This window comes from Spirosoma pulveris, from assembly GCF_054781875.1.
In genome coordinates this window covers 1-15,789 of sequence record NZ_BAAGTO010000028.1, presented here as the reverse complement: position 1 = coordinate 15,789, position 15,789 = coordinate 1, and the positions used below count along the sequence as shown (strand labels likewise).

Below are 15,789 nucleotides of genomic sequence, written 5' to 3'. Positions count from 1 at the left end.
GCAAAAAATCAAGCAGCTAACGATGGCCCAACGGCGGAAAAGTCATATTTTTCAGCGAGTTCAAAGTGCTTAAAAGTATCTCTTCTCTTTTCACCCGCATCTGTCCACTTTCATTTGACGACATACACTCTTAGGTAGACATAATTCAAATTATACAACAACATAGGATGGCAAAAGCCTTTATACTTTTATGTAGTCTCTTCTTCATTGCATCATGCCTTGTTTGCTTACAAATGGGGATTATGCTAATGAATAGAAGTGCAGACGACTACGGCTGGTTTCTGTTGGGCGCCTTAGTCGCTGTTTCAATCGGAATTATGTCTCTTCGGCTGTTCCAAAAGTGGCGTAGAAAGACTTCAGACTAATCTAATGCCACTTATACAACAACGGAGTGATGAAGCGCTATAGATTGCGTACCTTGACGTTCACTTCTTAATTCCTACTCCGATGAAAAACTACTTTGCTTGCCTAGCTGGAGCTCTCTTCATAACGGGTTCGTTGTGGGCTCAAGGAACAACTTCTGAAATCAGAGGCAACCGGCTTCTCGAAAATCAAGAACGTAAAGTGAACCCGTTTAGTAAGTTGCATGTCAGCATGGGGATTCAAACCCAAATTACTGACGAGTTACCAGGTATCATTCAAATTGAAGCAGAGAGCAGTATAATGCCCTTTATAACGACTCAGCTAATCGGGGATACATTAGTCGTTACAACACTTCAAGGGCAACCTTTGGTCGATATTCTACCAATTAAAGTAAAGCTGGGGGTCGGTAAGTTGGATGCCATAAAAGTTGATCTTGGCGCTTCGTTAAACTCTCAAAAAGACCTAGCTGCTGGCTCACTAACCTGTGAGCTACGATCCGGTGGCCAACTTACCTCAACGCTTGATGTGAATGCATTAAATTTGAGTCTACAGGGGGGATCAAGAGCCCACTTGACGGGTCAAGCCAAAGCTGCTACTTTGGCTTTATCAGGTGGTAGTAAATTAACGGGGGATGAATTGAAAACAGCTCAATGCACGGCCGTCTTAACCGGTGGATGCCAAGCCTTCCTATCGGTAGATAAAACGTTAACCGCTTCAGTAAAGGGGAGTAGCAAACTTCAGTATTTTGGCAGCCCTGCCTTAGCTTCTCAAACCTCGGACATATCTGTAATAGAAGGAATAAAAAGAAAGTGATGCAATAACTTTTGCACAAAAGAGGGGTGTGGTGCTAAAACCATATCCCTCTTTTTCTTGAAATAGTTTATTTACGTAATCGGAGTTATACAACTGGTCCAGGAAAAGTACATTAATCGGAATCAATCATTTATTGCAGTTTTTATATATTGCCAAGTCTAGGGCATCTTCACGGATACCACTCCTTGCCGACGAGTTAGGTAAACATGTTTCTGCTCAGGGATAGCAACGCTGTCCATTAGGGCTGGCTTCCAATTAAACTGATTAAGTACCCAATTGGGCATTGATTCCACGATTGTTTGGATAGGGGTATAAACGGTTGGATCAGTGGGTCCAGAATTTGACGTTACACTAACCTTACTAACTTGCCCTAAATCGCTAATCCAGAAGATTAAATGTAAGTCTCCGAGCTGCTCTTTTTCCATGAAGGGTTGTAGGTTATCAACCAGATAAACCTGTAGATTTTTAGGGTCTCCGTTCCATTGAGACGGTTGATAGAGTGGAGAACAAGGATAACGCTCGCCTTTAGGAGTATAGCAATCGCTTTTCTTTAGCCGTCCCAGTTTATACAACTCGCGCCGTTTGACTAACCCATCTGGGTAAAAAAGCAGCAGTAGTCCATTAAGCGATCCTTGTTTATAGCCACAAGTTAAATAAGGCCTTTCCCCAGGATAAAAGATTCGAGTAGGACCTTCTCGAACGGAGATATTTAGCGTGTCAGGCGAGGAACCATGAACCTGCAACTGATTAAGTAGCTCATAGTTATCAATTCGATAAAGCGTACTATCCTTAAGAAAAGTAGTCAAAACGAAATGTCGCTGATGAGCGCTATAGTAGTCAATTCTCTGGAAATAGGTTTCTGTATGACTAGGCTTTACACTAATAGCTTCGAAGGATTGAGCTATCCCTTTTAGACTTGCTAGAGCAATACATGCTACGATGAATCCATAGCTTTTCATGTTATATAAGTGCAGTGGCTGTTGCAAAACTCTATTATTCATACTTCTTGACCTCAGAAAGAATTAAGTGGTATAGATAAAAGCAGGCCGTTTCTTCGTCTGGGAAGAAGGCTAAGCCAGACTTTATGCCTCGTTCACTGTAATAGACTTCCCAGCCCTCACTGGTTTGCTGTAGACAGTAAGCTTCGTTGGGTAAGCCTCCCGCTAGGCTATATATATCCTTTGGAATCTGTTGCTGTTCAAACAAGACAGTTAACGCGCGTTTATTCATAAGTCTTTTGCAACAGCCACTGCAATTATGTAAAGAGAATAAACCAATACACCGCGCTTATTGTAGGCCCTTTATTTTGGCAAAGCTTCGTACAAAAATCCAATACAAACCTAATGACAAGGGAATCAAAACGAGCACGTTCGCGGTGATAAACTTGGCTACCAGGGCCAGTATTGTAGCTACTACCCAAAAACTGAATGCATACTTTGCGTAGGGAAGTTTCGACATGATTACTGTTATATAAGTAAACGTTACGTTAAGTTGTCTTACCATAGTACGGTCAATAGACTGATTCCTAGAAGTATAAGGGCTTGTGGATGAAGATTACGTAGTGCTAATAAGGGCAACTCTAAATACACCACTGACAGCAGTAATCGGCCATCCTTACCGAGATGAGAAGCAATAGGGTCGAAGGTGAAGTAATATAGGATCGCGCTAAATAATGCTATCGTCCAAAATATGATCCAGAATCTAGACTGGTGTTGAGTTAGTGCCCCTTCAGTATGACGCTGGAACCTAATTTTAAGGTTATCAACCATATCGCTTTGTTTTTCCATTCCTCAGGTTATTGTATAATCTACGTGGCTACGGTCCGCCACAGCAGTCACAAAAGTCTGGGTGGATGCCGGATAACCAGGCTTACCCGTCAACTACCTGCCACAAGATGGCTAAAAAGTCCGGATCAACGAAGCTTAAAGAGTGGCCTGCTGACTTTTGCAGCAGCCATTGGTATTATGTTATCTACTAATCTAATTTTTTTCTTCAATCAGCTGTAGCCCCGATTTCATATCTAAAAAGTAATGTCTATAAGTACCCATATCTGAAAAATAAGCATTAAGCCAAAAGGCCTCCTCTGTCGAAGGAACTAAAGTACCTCTTGCCTGTATATTATTTACACTGCTAAGAACGCGCAGAAAGTAATAGCTCTTGCCTAATTCAAAATGCAGATAAATTAGTTTCCCTTTGGTCAGCTCAATACCTATACTGTCGACAGTTGTTTCCAGCAAGGTGCATTTGCCAATTTTTATTTTTTTATCAGGGGCTTGGGTAATCGTTAAGGAATTAGCTGGCAAGCAGTAAAAATAAATTTTGGCGGTTGGTTGGCTTTGCCCATCTGTCTGGTGAACAAACGATACAAATAGAGTCAGCACTATTACTAATATCTTCATACCCGTATGCGACTGATTAAGTTTTACAGTTACTAAACTACTTACCAGTCCATAAAAAGCTATATTCTCACAAATCGCTCCATTGCGAGACGGCTATTTATACTACTTCAGGTAAATGACAGATTTATCGCTCAGGTGTCCCTGTCCTTTTCCGCTGAACTACCACGCTTTTCAAATTAAAGCTATCTTTTCTAGTCATGTTGCTTACCAGCTTTTGACACTTGTAGTTCATGAATGAACTGTAAGTGTCAAAAGATAGTTATATTGCTATCAAATGAGACTACTCACCTTCTTCGATGGCACAATATGGCAACGCAAGCGACTGCTTACATCAGTGAACAGAACCCCTCTTCTCAGCCCCTGACCGCTCTTCAACTCATTGACCGCTCCCGCCAAGGGCTGTTGGGCACCGAGGCCGGACGAATTGCCGGACTACTGGGGGTTACCGATAAGGAGATGGCTCGGCTGCTTAATCAATCGACAGCTACCTTCCACCGACACGCTAAGGTTGGGCGACTCGATGCCGCCACCTCCGAAAAGCTGCTGCTACTAGGGCGATTAGCTGGCTATGGAACAACCGTTTTTCAGGACCAAGGCAAGTTCAATCGCTGGCTGCGTCGACCATTACGGCTGTTGGGGGAACGGTCTCCCTTAGATCTGCTGGATAGTCCCACCGGTGTCCAGTTAATCGAAGACATCCTGGGGCGGATTGAATACGGGGTCTTCAGCTAATGGCCATTACTCTGTATCGTATCCAAACCGACGCGCATCGTGACAGCATTTTGGAGGGCATAGGTGCTAAGCTACGGGGTGGGCGCTGGAATGCTAAGGGACGGCCTATGGTCTACATGGCCACCACCCCTGAGCTATGTTTTCTGGAGTACATGGTGCATCTGGATGGAACGCCTTTAGCGGACCTGCCTCCGTTGATTCTATGTGAACTTGCCGTACCCGACCACTCCATAAGCTTTGTTAGCGTGGAAGAACTGCCTCTTGGCTGGGATGACCCCTATGCTACCCCGGTAGGCTTACCACTTTTTGCTGACCAGCAGTTCGAGCGCCATAAGTGCTTATGTTTGGCCTTACCTTCAGCTGTTGTTCCCCTTTCACCTTCTCGGAATATATTGTTAGATCCCTTACATGCTCAACGTAGCGAGTGCCGCGTCCTCTCGATTCAGCCTTACCCGATTGATCCACGTTTACCAACGGCGGGTTTAGCCTAGATAACAGGGCATTTTTGGTAATACCATTTTAGAGACTGGTGGTAACTGTCGCTTTAAATGGGCGTATTATGAGATGATAAATCAGATCAACATATCATGAATTAACGAAAGGAAAATAGAGAGAGATGACTTACATATGCCTAGCTTTGTTTGAATTATAGTATTGTTGAATTTCAGATTCCGCTCAAAGACAAACCCGATGCTAATGCGATTACCAGCACTACGTCAGATACAAATAACTGCTCTTACAATGTAGTCGGCATTGGCTGGATTATGCGCGCAGGAGCAGTCCCTTTTTACATGTACAAAAAAATGTCCGTTAGAAAGATTATTAATCAATTTGGACGAAGTCCAAAATCATGTCTACCCCAAGCTCATCCCGCTTCCATGATTTCGGCACGGAAGAAGCGAAACAGACGATGAAGAAAACTGAATCGGACAAGATCATTTTTCCAGACTCTTTGGCTTGCCCAAGTAGTGAAATTCGGCTTGTAGACGAGCTGACCACGTTCGACGATGACAAATTGATACAGTCCCATTACGACATTCCGTCGTTTTTTTGACGCAGATTACAAAGCTTCAAAATGATGGGAAGACTGTCCTGCTCAACGCGCGGATAATTTGTAAAAGAAATCTGAACTTACGTCTAGAGTACACTCGGTTAGCAATACGGACGAACCAAAATTATGATGCAGATATGGACCAATTTTTAGTCTTACGAATAGCTTTTACTGCAATTTATAAGTCTTTGCCAGTTGATTATTGATACCTATAATCAACTGGTTGTTGATAAAAGTTAAGGAACGAACATCGCCTTTTAGGTAAAGCCCGGATTTATATTGAGGAATGTACGCGAAATTCCCCCGGCGATCATTCAGTAAAACCTGACCGTAACTAGCATCAAGGTTTCCCGTTCTGACTCGGCCATGCGTCTGATTGCCAGCCAGTAGAATATCGACAAAGCCGTCATGGTTCAGGTCCTGCGTCAGAATTGCGTAGACCGGCGAAAACTGAGCCTCAACCGGCAGAGAATGTATTTTAAAATGACCCTTGTTATTCACTAAATAAAGCGTGGATAAGTCAGTGATCGATGAGTTTTGTGGAGTTTTCCCTTTAAACTGGTTTAGTACGTCGTCCATAGTGGCGTCCGAATAAATAGCGTAAGAAGTGTATGTTTTTCGTAAGGGGGCCAGTTGATCCAGCAACTCATCCCGGCTATAGGCAGGATAGTTAGTACCTTGAACATAGTAGGAGACAATGGGATCGATGCTTCCATTCCCATCGAAATCGTCTGTTACCAGGGTTAATGGGAAATCCGTTGAGGCTTTAAACTGACAGTTCAACCCGTAGTTACCAACGATCAGATCCTTGTCCCCATCCTTATCGAAGTCGTCAGCGGCAATACGTTGCCAGAAGCCAGTGGTTTGGTCGAGGTCATCGTGAACCCGCTTAAACACCCCGTGTTCATTCTGTAGGCGGATGATGGTCGTCCATTCGCCCACCGCGACAATGTCGTCGAACCCATCCTTATTAAAATCAATGACACAAGCATCTGTCATTAAGCCTAATGCATTCAATGCTTCACTTTTGACCAGGACAAATTTTCCTTTATCATTCCGGTACAATCGGGTTGGCTGATACCGTGGATACTGGTTAGGAATAACCGATCCGCAGACGAATAAATCCAGATCGCCGTCGTTGTCAAAATCCAGCGCTTCGACGGCATTGCCACCGTAATCATTAAGCTCCAGTTGATTACTATCTTTGGTGAAATTGCCTTTACCGTCGTTGAGGTATAGCCGATTCTGCAGCAGCAGGTCATTGGGTAGATATTCATACCCTCCACTGGTTACGTACAAGTCCAGATCGCCATCAGCGTCGGCATCCAGAAAAGCCGCATCAGTATCTGTACTTAGTGCATCCTGTTGAAATGCCACCTGATTCGTTTGCTTAAAATCACCACTTGTTCGCTGAATAAATAAGGCGCCAGGCTGTCCTTTCCCTCCACCAATATACAAATCCTCCAAGCCGTCATTGTTTACGTCGCCTTTCGTAATACGAGGGCCTACATAGGAATACATATGAGGCAGTAGCAGTTGGCGACTAAAATCATTCAGGGGAGGTTGCTTATGATCAAATAACAACGTGTTACTGGCAATAAACAATGGAGAGGCTACATTTGACTTAGGCGCATCAAAGCTCGAAGCAGTTGGGACATACTGGACGGTTAACCGTTGGTTAGCTTTTACGTTGACCAGTTTCTGGGTATTTCCATTGGGCCAAATCACAAGCAAACTGTCGATTGATGGCTGTTTCCCTAAACCAAAATGCATGGGAATTTGCATACTGCTTTGAAAACCGTGTGTTGGGGTGTACTGCTGAAATTGCTTTAAGTCACCACTATATACATATACCTTAGTTCCAGTTGCCGATTGCGCCACCTGTTTCGGGTCGAGAATGAGTTGAATAAAATTGTTCTCCGCATGCTCAGTAGTAAAGTTCCGATATACGAATGCCTTCTCGTTGATGTTGTTCGTTACGATTTCCAGATCGCCGTCGTTGTCCAGATCCGCGTAAACGGCTCCATTAGCGATGACTGGCGTATCAAAACCCCAGTCGGTCTGTTTGTTGGAGAAGGTTAGATTGTGCTCATTCCGAAAGATGTAATTTGGAATTTTTGTAGAGGGCATATGCCGAATGATCTCCATGACACTCTGATTTTGCTGTCGCCCCTGATCAGCGTAATACTTGACAAAATCATTATTTGTGTAATCGCGCAGGTAACCATTGGTCACAAAGAGGTCTTTAAAGCCATCGTTATCGTAATCGGCTAATAAAGGCGACCAGCTCCAGTCTGTATTCGATACACCCGCCAGTTGCCCAATTTCACTAAACATAGGCGTACCCACTGAATCGACTCCGCTGTGAAGTTGGAGCATATTTCGCATCACTTCTGGATGAAAACCGTTCCGTAACATGGACAAGTATGCTTCGTATTTATCGGGTCCAAAGAGCAGTTTCTGCCGCTTGTTGTCTTCGGGCAGCATGTCCATCGTGATGATGTCGGGTAGCAAATCATTGTTGATGTCGCCGACATCGTTGCCCATCGAAAAATAGCTGACATGGCCTGTGGCTTTTTTGATTACGTCGGTAAACGTACCGTTTTGGTTGTTCAGGTATAGGTAATCCTCTTCCAGATAATCATTCGATACATAGATATCCGTCCAACCATCCTCGTTCAAATCGGCCGTGTGAATGCCCAAACCGAAACCAATTGGGTTTCCTTTGATACCCGCCTGCACGCTTACATCCACAAATTTGCGGTTAGGGCCATCGTTCCGCATCAGGCGATGGCCCGCCAGTGAATCCCGCATGGCGTGAATAGCGTCGGCGTCGAAGCGTTTAAAATCCTTTACGTTATGATTGAGCAGATAAACGTCCAGATCGCCATCCCGGTCGTAATCAAAAAAAACGGCTTGAGTGGCGTACGTTGTTAAGTCCAGACCATAGTCGGCAGCCCGGTCGGTGAAGGTTAAATTTTTATTGTTAATGTAAAGTTTGTGATGACGTAGCTCGGGCTGGTCGACATTGCCCGACACGGAGACGTAGATATCCTGCCAGCCATCGTTGTTGATGTCAACCACCGTGACGCCGGTTTTCCACTCGCCCTGCCAAGTGATACCAGCCGCTCGTGTCACGTCCTTAAAGACTAATTTCCCTTCATTTATATAAAGTTTGTCGTCGCCCTGATTGGCGGTAAAGTATAAATCAATCAGGCCATCGTTGTTGAAGTCTGTTGCCGCTACGCCCCCGCCATTATAAAAATACTCGTAGTTCAATACATTATCTTTTTCCGTTTCCTGAATGGTATTAGTAAATTCGATATGTGTATCGGTGGCCGAAAGCCGGGTAAAGATCGATGTTGTTGAATTTCCTTTACAGCCTAGTAGAAAAGGCACGAACACTAAAAAGCGGAACAATTTCATACGGTAATTACAATCATTGGCGGTAGTCCAGACCACTAATATACTACGAAAAATGCCTTCAAGACAGAAGGCATTTTTCGCAAAACGGGGTGCATTTGATTATTGCTTATCCCACCAGACGCGGGAGTTAAAGGAGTTGCCACCCTGCCGGTCGTTGGCAAGCGTATAGTTGGGGTTCACAGCCGCTTCGGCAGGTGGATAGAGCATACGACGGGGAATCTGGCCGCCCGACGAGTTACCGGGATAATTCACGGGCGTTAGTTTAGGTAATCCAGTCCGGCGCCAGTTCGAATACCCTTCATAGAAGTTCATCGTCGTCGCCGTCAGGATAAACATTTCCGAGTGAATCTGCGTCAGCTTTTCGTCTAGTGAACCCGAAGGATACGGATTAGCCGCTACGTAATCGGCGGTGTTAGTAATGGCCGCCGATGGATCGTACAGCACCAGTTGCGAAAGTGCAGCCGCTTGTCCCTTAGCGTATTCATCTTTTGCCGAGCCCGTGGCCCAGCCGCGTTCGATGGCTTCGGCCAGTAGAAAACGGGTTTCGGCATACGTTAGATAGATACTCGGGTCATCAGCATTGATCATCAGGGGCGAAGGCCGCGAATAGTTCTTTATATTCGGATCGCCTACACTCGCCAGACTAAAGGGCGTACCCGTCGTGTTATCATACCCGTTGGGCAACCCCTTTTGTTTGCTGGGCGCCATATCGCCACCAGCAATAGCCGCGATGACGTTTACCCGCGGATCCTTACGCGCCTTCATCAGATCGATCAGCGTTTTCGACCACAGTACCGCGTCTTCGTTTAAAATATTGCGACCACCCGAAGGGAAAATGCTGAGGTTATAAGAATTCGGGTTGATACTGTAGGTTGGACCCGCTGAATGTTTAATGGTATACGTATCGCCATTGGTTGTCATCAGGCCACCATCAACTGCTTTCTTGGCCCAGGCCTGCGCCGATACCGGATCAACTTTCTGCATCCGCATGGCTAGACGTAGCATCAACGAATTGGCAAATTTCTTCCATTTGGTTATGTCACCACCGTATGAAAAGTCAGCACTGGTTGGCACCGATGCCGACGCTGTTAATGCCTTACCCGCTTCGTCTAACTCTTTTAACATGTCCGCATAAATATCCTTCTGAAGGTCATATTTGGGACTGAAGATTTGATTGAGGTACCCCAAACCAGCTTCCGAATACGGTACATCTCCATACATATCGGTCAGCAGATGCATCTGAAACACTTTCAGAATTCGTGCAATCGACAGTATGTTGACATCCGCCGGGTCTTTCTTCGCCAGTGCAATCAAATTCACCAGATTCTTCACCGAATTGGCATACGAATCGGCAAAATAAGCCCCATTGTTCTCAACGCTATACACGTATTTATCGCCCGTGTAATAGGAATTCGTCGAGGCCAGTTGCTGCACTAACGGGCCGGCATAAATTAAATTCCCTCGCCAGGTTTTATAGCCAGGGTCTGGCGATGACCCATCAATCATCAACTCCGACTGACCCAGCAGGAACGACAGTGGCACCGAAGAGGGCGTGTTAGGGTTGACATTAATTTTTTCAAAATCCTTGGTGCAAGCGCCCATCGCTACGATCAGGGAAAGCATTGCCAATATCTTACGATTCATTGTGATCAAATGTTGATAGGTTACCGTCAGAACGATTAGAATTTCAGATTAAGGTTAACCCCCATGGAGCGCGTTGGTGGCGCTCCAGCAAATTCCAGCCCCTGTGCGTTTGTATTATTATAGGTCGATTCCGGGTCAATATTGGGAACCTTCTTCATCAGGATAGCCAGATTACGACCGACGATCGAGATCGATGCCCCTTTGATAGGCAGTTTCGTCAGCAAACGGGCCGGTATGGTGTAATCAATAATCACTTGCCGCAGCTTCAGAAAATCAGAACTGTAAACGAACGGTTCGGCAAAGTTGTACAGATACTGATAATACTGCTGAGCCGGGACGTTTACGGCATTTGGCTCCCCCTTTTCATTGACGCCTTTTCCGACTATGCCCGTTTCGCGACCGGGTAATGTTTCGGCATGTAATCCATATCTATAAGCTAGGGCATTGGTTCCCGAGTAGATTTTCCCGCCAAATTTCCCATCGATCAAAAAGCTTAAACCGATTCCTTTGTAACGGAACGAATTCGTAAAACCGAGCGTGATAGGCGAAACCCCGGTTCCATACGAAACCAGATCTGTTTTTAATGGAAAGCCCTGTGCGTCATACACTACGTTGCCACTCGCATCGCGTTTGTAGTTAAAGCCCTTAATCAGGCTAAAGGGCTGACCAATTTCTTGGAAGACGTAAGCGGCCTGCGAACGAGCGGGATCACCGACCTGCAAATTCTGCAGGTCACCGTAAAGGGATATAACTCGGTTTTTGTTGTAGGCGAAGTTGAAAGAAGCGTCCCAGGTAAAGTTACGGCCTTTTACAATATCGTAATTAAGTAATAATTCAATTCCCTTGTTGGTAATCTGCCCGACATTGAACAGAGCCGTTGAAAAGCCCGATGTCCCTGAGATGGAAGCCGCCACGATATCGTTGGTTGTGTTCCGGCTGTAGACGGCAAAGTCAATGCCAAATCGGTTATTGAATAAGCGAGATTCAAGTCCTATCTCAAATGTAGATGAGGTTAAGGGCCGTAGGTTCGAGTTTGGTACTTGGCTTCCATTAATTTGCCCGAGTGCCTGACCCAAGTGAGCACCAGTCAAGCTGTAGTACAACGATAGGTTATACGGATCCGTATCGCCACCGGCCTGGGCCCAGGAGCCTCTTAACTTAGCAAAATTGATGGCGGCCGGTAATTTAAACGCTTCGGTCACCACAAAGCTGCTCCCAACTGACGGGTAAAAAATACTGTTCTTATCAGGAGCCAGAGTTGAAAACCAGTCGTTTCGTCCGCCCAGATTCACAAACAGGAAATTCTTATAGGACAGATCTGCTGAGGCATAAACGGAGTTGATCCGCTTTTCGATATAGTTATACGTAATGCTACGGGCATCCGGGTTAATGTTGGATATGTCGTAGAAGAACGGAATATTGAACCCATTCCCATTGTAGTTATCGAGTCGGTTCACCTGTTTCATCAGGTTACCACCCAGCAGCAAATTGAAACCAATGTCATTGGTAAGGCTATGCTTGATGGTTGCGTTTAAGCTGTAGTTGCTTTCGGTGAAATTGCGCAGGTTCGTATTGTAGCCCCCATTTGTTTGATAGGCCGTTCCAGTGGGGGTTATTTCTGTGTTCCGGTACGTATAGGTATCAAAGCCCAGACGCGCCATCAATGACAGCCAGCTCGTGACCGCATAAGTCGGTTCGAGGGCCGCAATGACCCGGTCTTTCTTGTCATCCTGCTTGTAATCATTGATCGCGAAATAAGGATTCTGTACGTAAATATTTTCCGACCAGACTTTTTCGTACCCCTGACCGTCGTAGACGTTGTCCCGCATGGTTGAAACGGGCAGCGAGGTCGGCATCGTAAAGAGGGTATAATTGGCGTTTCCCGGCGAATCAGACAGGCGGGGGCGATTATGGTTACGCTCGGTAATATACTTCACATTCGCGACTACGATCAGATCTTTTCCTAACGTAGCATTTGTATTAAGGGCAAAGTTGTTCCGATGCAACGTGTTGTTGGGTATGATACCGCGATTGTCCAGATTATTCATGGAGAGCCGGTAAGTAACCTTCTCACTGGCGCCACTCAAGGCTACTGAGTTTGTAAACGTATTGCCGGTTTTGTAGAAGTTGATCAGATTATCGCGCTGCGCGACGTAGGGGCGAGCTATGCCGTCATACTGCATAACGTTGGTTCCGTCTAGTTTACCGCCCCAACTGTTGCTGGTTGTTGCTTCCAGCGCCGTGGTGGGTTTCTGCCCATTGTTGCCTGCGCCATATTCGTACTGATAGTCCTTAAAGTGTTTGATAAGCAAGTCTTCAGCCACAAAGTTACTATTGACTTCAACGCCAATACCCTTACTAACCCTGCCGCCTTTTGTCGTGACCAGAATAGCACCATTTGAGGCCCTTGATCCGTATAGGGCGGCTGCGGTAGCGCCTTTCAGTACGTTCATGCTCTCGATCTCATCAGGGTTTAGACTGGAAATACCGTCTCCTTTATCAGAACCGCCCCACATGCCGACTGATCCCAAGTTGTCATTGTTGATGGGGATACCGTCCACCACGATCAGCGGTTGGTTGTTACCACCTATCGATCCGTTACCTCGAATCGTAATCCGGCTCGACCCGCTTTGGCCAGTAGCTGTACTTGTAATGTTGAGGCCGGCTACTTTACCCACCAGCGAATTAGCAACGTTGACGGATCGGGCTTGCGTTAGCTCCTCGCCTTTGATTTCAGTAGTCGAGTAACCCAATGATTTACGTTCTTTCTTGATACCGAGGGCTGTTACCACCACTTCGTTCAATACCGATGACTGTGGGGCAAGCGATACATTGAGTGTAGAGTTGTTGCCAACCGGTACGTCTTTGGCCGTGTAGCCGATAAAACTAATCGTCAGCGTGGATCCTTTGGGGACTTGAATACGGTAGTCTCCCTTCTCGTCAGTGACCACCCCTTGCCGGCTGCCCTTTAATACAACGTTGGCGCCGTAGATGGGTTCTCCTCCTTCGCCTGTAACGCGCCCTCTCACCTCTACACTCTGGGCAAAGCCAAGCGAGGTCATCAGGCACATCAGAAGGATGTTTAAACTTAGTAGGTTTTTATTCATAACATACAGGTTAAAAGAAAAATTAAAAACTAAACAACTGAGTAATTCAAACTGAACTGGCCTGTTTGCTTTCGGCATAAGCCATTTTATTATCAATAAATAGATTTATTGTTAGAGGATTTGCTGAAATCACTGAATGCTATCTTAGGGTCAGATCTAGTAACTCAATGCAGATAAAAACCAATAATATCAGTTTGCTTTATGCATTGTCAATTTGCAGACTGCTAAAAATAGATAAACCATATCAAGTTAAGCCTGATAAATCGACAGAATAGCTGTTCCAATCGTTTAATTTAAACTTTTAATCGATTAAGAAGATAGAACTAATAAATATTTCTAACTGAGTGGGCATAGGATTGTGCATAGTAAAGGAGACTATGCATACTGTGCCCGGTTAGGCCTAATTTTCTACCGTATAAATCCGGCCAGTTTGGAAGAGGTATCCCTAAAAAGGGCCGCTTGTCGATTTCGGCTTAGTTGACCAGTTTATTTGGTAGCAAACCGTATACGTCTGATAGAATTGGACAGTCATTAAAAAATTGTTATCTCATAAAATGCTACTTTTCTTGAGACGACTTTGTACACTGCTGGCGCAAACGACGAATTATGTACTTTTCCGCAGAACTACCCCAATTAGTTCTAAAATCATATCCAGACAAGCCAATCTTCTAAAACTCTGGTTTCAAGAAGACATCTCCTTAGACCCTCCTACCCGAGATGAATAATCGTTGATGCCCTTTCATTATTCAAGCAGCAAGGGCATCAACGATTATTTTGTTATTGAATGTCACCCCAATTAATAACATACAAGACAACTGAACACGCTTTGCGCGTTTAGGCTTATCAAAGAAGCGGTACCGGGACGACTTGTGAGTAGGCAGTAAATTTAAAGCCTTTCCTTAGTACCTAGTTCCGGTTACCGTCCAGCTATGATACAAGCCATGTCATATCATCGAAGCTCCTGGTTCTTTAAATTTTATGAATCTGTATTAGCTACTACTGCTCTTCTAAATCTACTGTTGATCCCTTTGGAGTTCTTGCCTTTCTCGTTCCTTGAGAAATACGGCCAGTTCTTTATGTATGTATTAGTGGGGATGGTTGGAGCGGCCTTGCTTAGTAGCTTAGTTTATGTCTGGATATGGCATCGACGCGAACAAAATAACACCATCAACAGTCCTTTACATCATGCTTGGCTACAAGGTATTATTCGCTACTGGTTGGCCTTATCGATCTCCAGTTACGGGTTTGCAAAAATTTTAAAAACGCAGTTTCAGACGCCTGATTTCCTCTTAGACACCCCTCTAAGCTCATTAAGTGGAATGAGCATGACCTGGTACTATTATGGTTATTCCTATCCACTGGCGGTTATTATTGGCCTTTTGCAAATAGGGGGATCTGTCTTACTTCTTTACCGTAAGACAACCTTACTAGGCGTACTGATTCTGGTACCAGTAATGGTTAACATTGTTCTGATTAACCTATTCTATAAAATTGCCGTTGGCGCTTTTTTCAATTCAGTTGTTTATTCGCTGGCCCTGGCATTTTTCCTCTTTTTGAATAGAGAGAGAATTAAAATTGCCTTGTTAGATTTAGTTGACCAGCTTCCTGCCATTTCTTCCGGTCGTAGTTGGCTAAAGCATAGTCTGCGTGTATTGCCGATTGCTATTGCTTTTTTTTCATTAAAACTATTAATCGACACCCATCCAGATGATCAAGTATTGAGAGGTAGCTGGAAAGTGGAGAAACTTGTTCGCAATGGTCAGGTGCAATCCTCAACCGCTTGGCTGACAGATTCCAGAGCTTGGAATCGTATCTATTTTGCGGGATTAACAGGTTGTGCTTTTAGCCCAAACCCCTATCGATTTGAATCTTGGGAAGGTCGATTAGGTAGCTATGAATTCGATAGTTTACGAAATAGACTAGAGGTAGCTTTTTATTCCCGTGATACGCTGCGTGCGGTTGTCAGTAATCGTACAACAGATGCCATGCGATTACAAGGTGTTTTGGGGCGTGATACATTGGATATACAATTATCCCGGATACACCGCTAGAGTATACCACTTGTGATAACTTCATTCGCGTACGTTATCACTACAGGTCTATTGATTTTACTTATTCTCAAGAAATGCTCGTGGCTGTTGCACAACTCTGCTTCCAACATCGATTTTTCAGCGGCTGAATTGGCGAATGAGATTTTCTACCATTGTCTACCCTGCTTAGTTGAGAAAAAGCACGCCAAAGCCCAGAAAAGTGT

At 44.9% G+C, this 15,789-nt stretch carries 11 protein-coding genes; 6 read left to right on the top strand and 5 right to left on the bottom strand.

What is annotated here, in order from left to right; genetic code table 11:
• Window positions 1–447: 447 nt before the first annotated feature.
• On the top strand, window positions 448–1,176 hold the full coding sequence (locus ACYVJM_RS31425; RefSeq protein WP_461152081.1) for a GIN domain-containing protein: 729 nt from the start codon (window positions 448–450) through the stop codon (window positions 1,174–1,176).
• 158 nt (window positions 1,177–1,334) lie between these two features.
• On the opposite strand, the gene ACYVJM_RS31420 is transcribed toward ACYVJM_RS31425, so the two are convergent.
• Both ACYVJM_RS31420 and ACYVJM_RS31415 read right to left on the bottom strand, forming a co-directional pair.
• Window positions 1,335–2,135 carry a hypothetical protein gene (locus ACYVJM_RS31420; protein ID WP_461152080.1) on the bottom strand — a complete coding sequence of 267 codons (801 nt, stop codon included), beginning with the start codon at window positions 2,133–2,135 and terminating at the stop codon, window positions 1,335–1,337.
• Window positions 2,136–3,155: 1,020 nt separating this feature from the next.
• On the bottom strand, window positions 3,156–3,575 hold the full coding sequence (locus tag ACYVJM_RS31415) for a hypothetical protein (RefSeq protein WP_461152079.1): 420 nt from the start codon (window positions 3,573–3,575) through the stop codon (window positions 3,156–3,158).
• A gap of 306 nt (window positions 3,576–3,881) precedes the next feature.
• Here ACYVJM_RS31415 and parS point away from each other — a divergent pair, with 306 nt between their 5' ends.
• The 3 genes from parS (at window position 3,882) to ACYVJM_RS31400 (ending at window position 5,361) form a co-directional block, all read left to right on the top strand.
• A complete protein-coding gene (gene parS / locus ACYVJM_RS31410) occupies window positions 3,882–4,307 on the top strand; it encodes a type II RES/Xre toxin-antitoxin system antitoxin (RefSeq protein WP_461152078.1) in 426 nt (141 codons plus the stop codon).
• Complete coding sequence (locus tag ACYVJM_RS31405; RefSeq protein ID WP_461127539.1) at window positions 4,307–4,798, top strand: RES family NAD+ phosphorylase; 492 nt, start codon at window positions 4,307–4,309, stop codon at window positions 4,796–4,798. Before parS ends, ACYVJM_RS31405 begins: the two co-directional genes overlap by 1 nt.
• A gap of 359 nt (window positions 4,799–5,157) precedes the next feature.
• Window positions 5,158–5,361 (top strand): hypothetical protein, encoded by a 204-nt coding sequence (locus ACYVJM_RS31400; RefSeq protein WP_461152077.1) that lies wholly within the window; start codon window positions 5,158–5,160, stop codon window positions 5,359–5,361.
• Between the two features lie 165 nt (window positions 5,362–5,526).
• On the opposite strand, the gene ACYVJM_RS31395 is transcribed toward ACYVJM_RS31400, so the two are convergent.
• The 3 genes from ACYVJM_RS31395 to ACYVJM_RS31385 form a co-directional block, all read right to left on the bottom strand.
• The gene (locus ACYVJM_RS31395; RefSeq protein WP_461152076.1) at window positions 5,527–8,784 is read right to left on the bottom strand and encodes a VCBS repeat-containing protein; all 3,258 of its coding nucleotides are present in this window, start codon (window positions 8,782–8,784) and stop codon (window positions 5,527–5,529) included.
• 99 nt (window positions 8,785–8,883) lie between these two features.
• A complete protein-coding gene (locus ACYVJM_RS31390; protein WP_461152075.1) occupies window positions 8,884–10,428 on the bottom strand; it encodes a SusD/RagB family nutrient-binding outer membrane lipoprotein in 1,545 nt (514 codons plus the stop codon).
• Window positions 10,429–10,463: 35 nt separating this feature from the next.
• Window positions 10,464–13,535 carry a SusC/RagA family TonB-linked outer membrane protein gene (locus ACYVJM_RS31385; protein WP_461152074.1) on the bottom strand — a complete coding sequence of 1,024 codons (3,072 nt, stop codon included), beginning with the start codon at window positions 13,533–13,535 and terminating at the stop codon, window positions 10,464–10,466.
• A 929-nt stretch (window positions 13,536–14,464) separates the two neighbouring features.
• Between ACYVJM_RS31385 and ACYVJM_RS31380 the strand changes: the two genes are divergently transcribed.
• Window positions 14,465–15,586, top strand: coding sequence for a hypothetical protein (locus tag ACYVJM_RS31380; RefSeq protein WP_461152073.1), 1,122 nt, complete (start codon window positions 14,465–14,467; stop codon window positions 15,584–15,586).
• A 12-nt stretch (window positions 15,587–15,598) separates the two neighbouring features.
• The coding region (locus ACYVJM_RS31375; protein ID WP_461152072.1) for a hypothetical protein at window positions 15,599–15,789 on the top strand (191 nt) is incomplete at its 3' end.

What these genes read in the sequence shown, in the direction of transcription:
- ACYVJM_RS31390 (WP_461152075.1), bottom strand. Translation starts at nt 10,428, where the DNA reads ATGAATCGTAAGATATTGGCAATGCTTTCCCTGATCGTAGCGATGGGC.
- ACYVJM_RS31400 (WP_461152077.1), top strand. Translation starts at nt 5,158, where the DNA reads ATGTCTACCCCAAGCTCATCCCGCTTCCATGATTTCGGCACGGAAGAA.
- ACYVJM_RS31420 (WP_461152080.1), bottom strand. Translation starts at nt 2,135, where the DNA reads ATGAAAAGCTATGGATTCATCGTAGCATGTATTGCTCTAGCAAGTCTA.
- parS (WP_461152078.1), top strand. Translation starts at nt 3,882, where the DNA reads ATGGCAACGCAAGCGACTGCTTACATCAGTGAACAGAACCCCTCTTCT.
- ACYVJM_RS31405 (WP_461127539.1), top strand. Translation starts at nt 4,307, where the DNA reads ATGGCCATTACTCTGTATCGTATCCAAACCGACGCGCATCGTGACAGC.
- ACYVJM_RS31425 (WP_461152081.1), top strand. Translation starts at nt 448, where the DNA reads ATGAAAAACTACTTTGCTTGCCTAGCTGGAGCTCTCTTCATAACGGGT.
- ACYVJM_RS31415 (WP_461152079.1), bottom strand. Translation starts at nt 3,575, where the DNA reads ATGAAGATATTAGTAATAGTGCTGACTCTATTTGTATCGTTTGTTCAC.
- ACYVJM_RS31385 (WP_461152074.1), bottom strand. Translation starts at nt 13,535, where the DNA reads ATGAATAAAAACCTACTAAGTTTAAACATCCTTCTGATGTGCCTGATG.
- ACYVJM_RS31380 (WP_461152073.1), top strand. Translation starts at nt 14,465, where the DNA reads ATGATACAAGCCATGTCATATCATCGAAGCTCCTGGTTCTTTAAATTT.
- ACYVJM_RS31395 (WP_461152076.1), bottom strand. Translation starts at nt 8,784, where the DNA reads ATGAAATTGTTCCGCTTTTTAGTGTTCGTGCCTTTTCTACTAGGCTGT.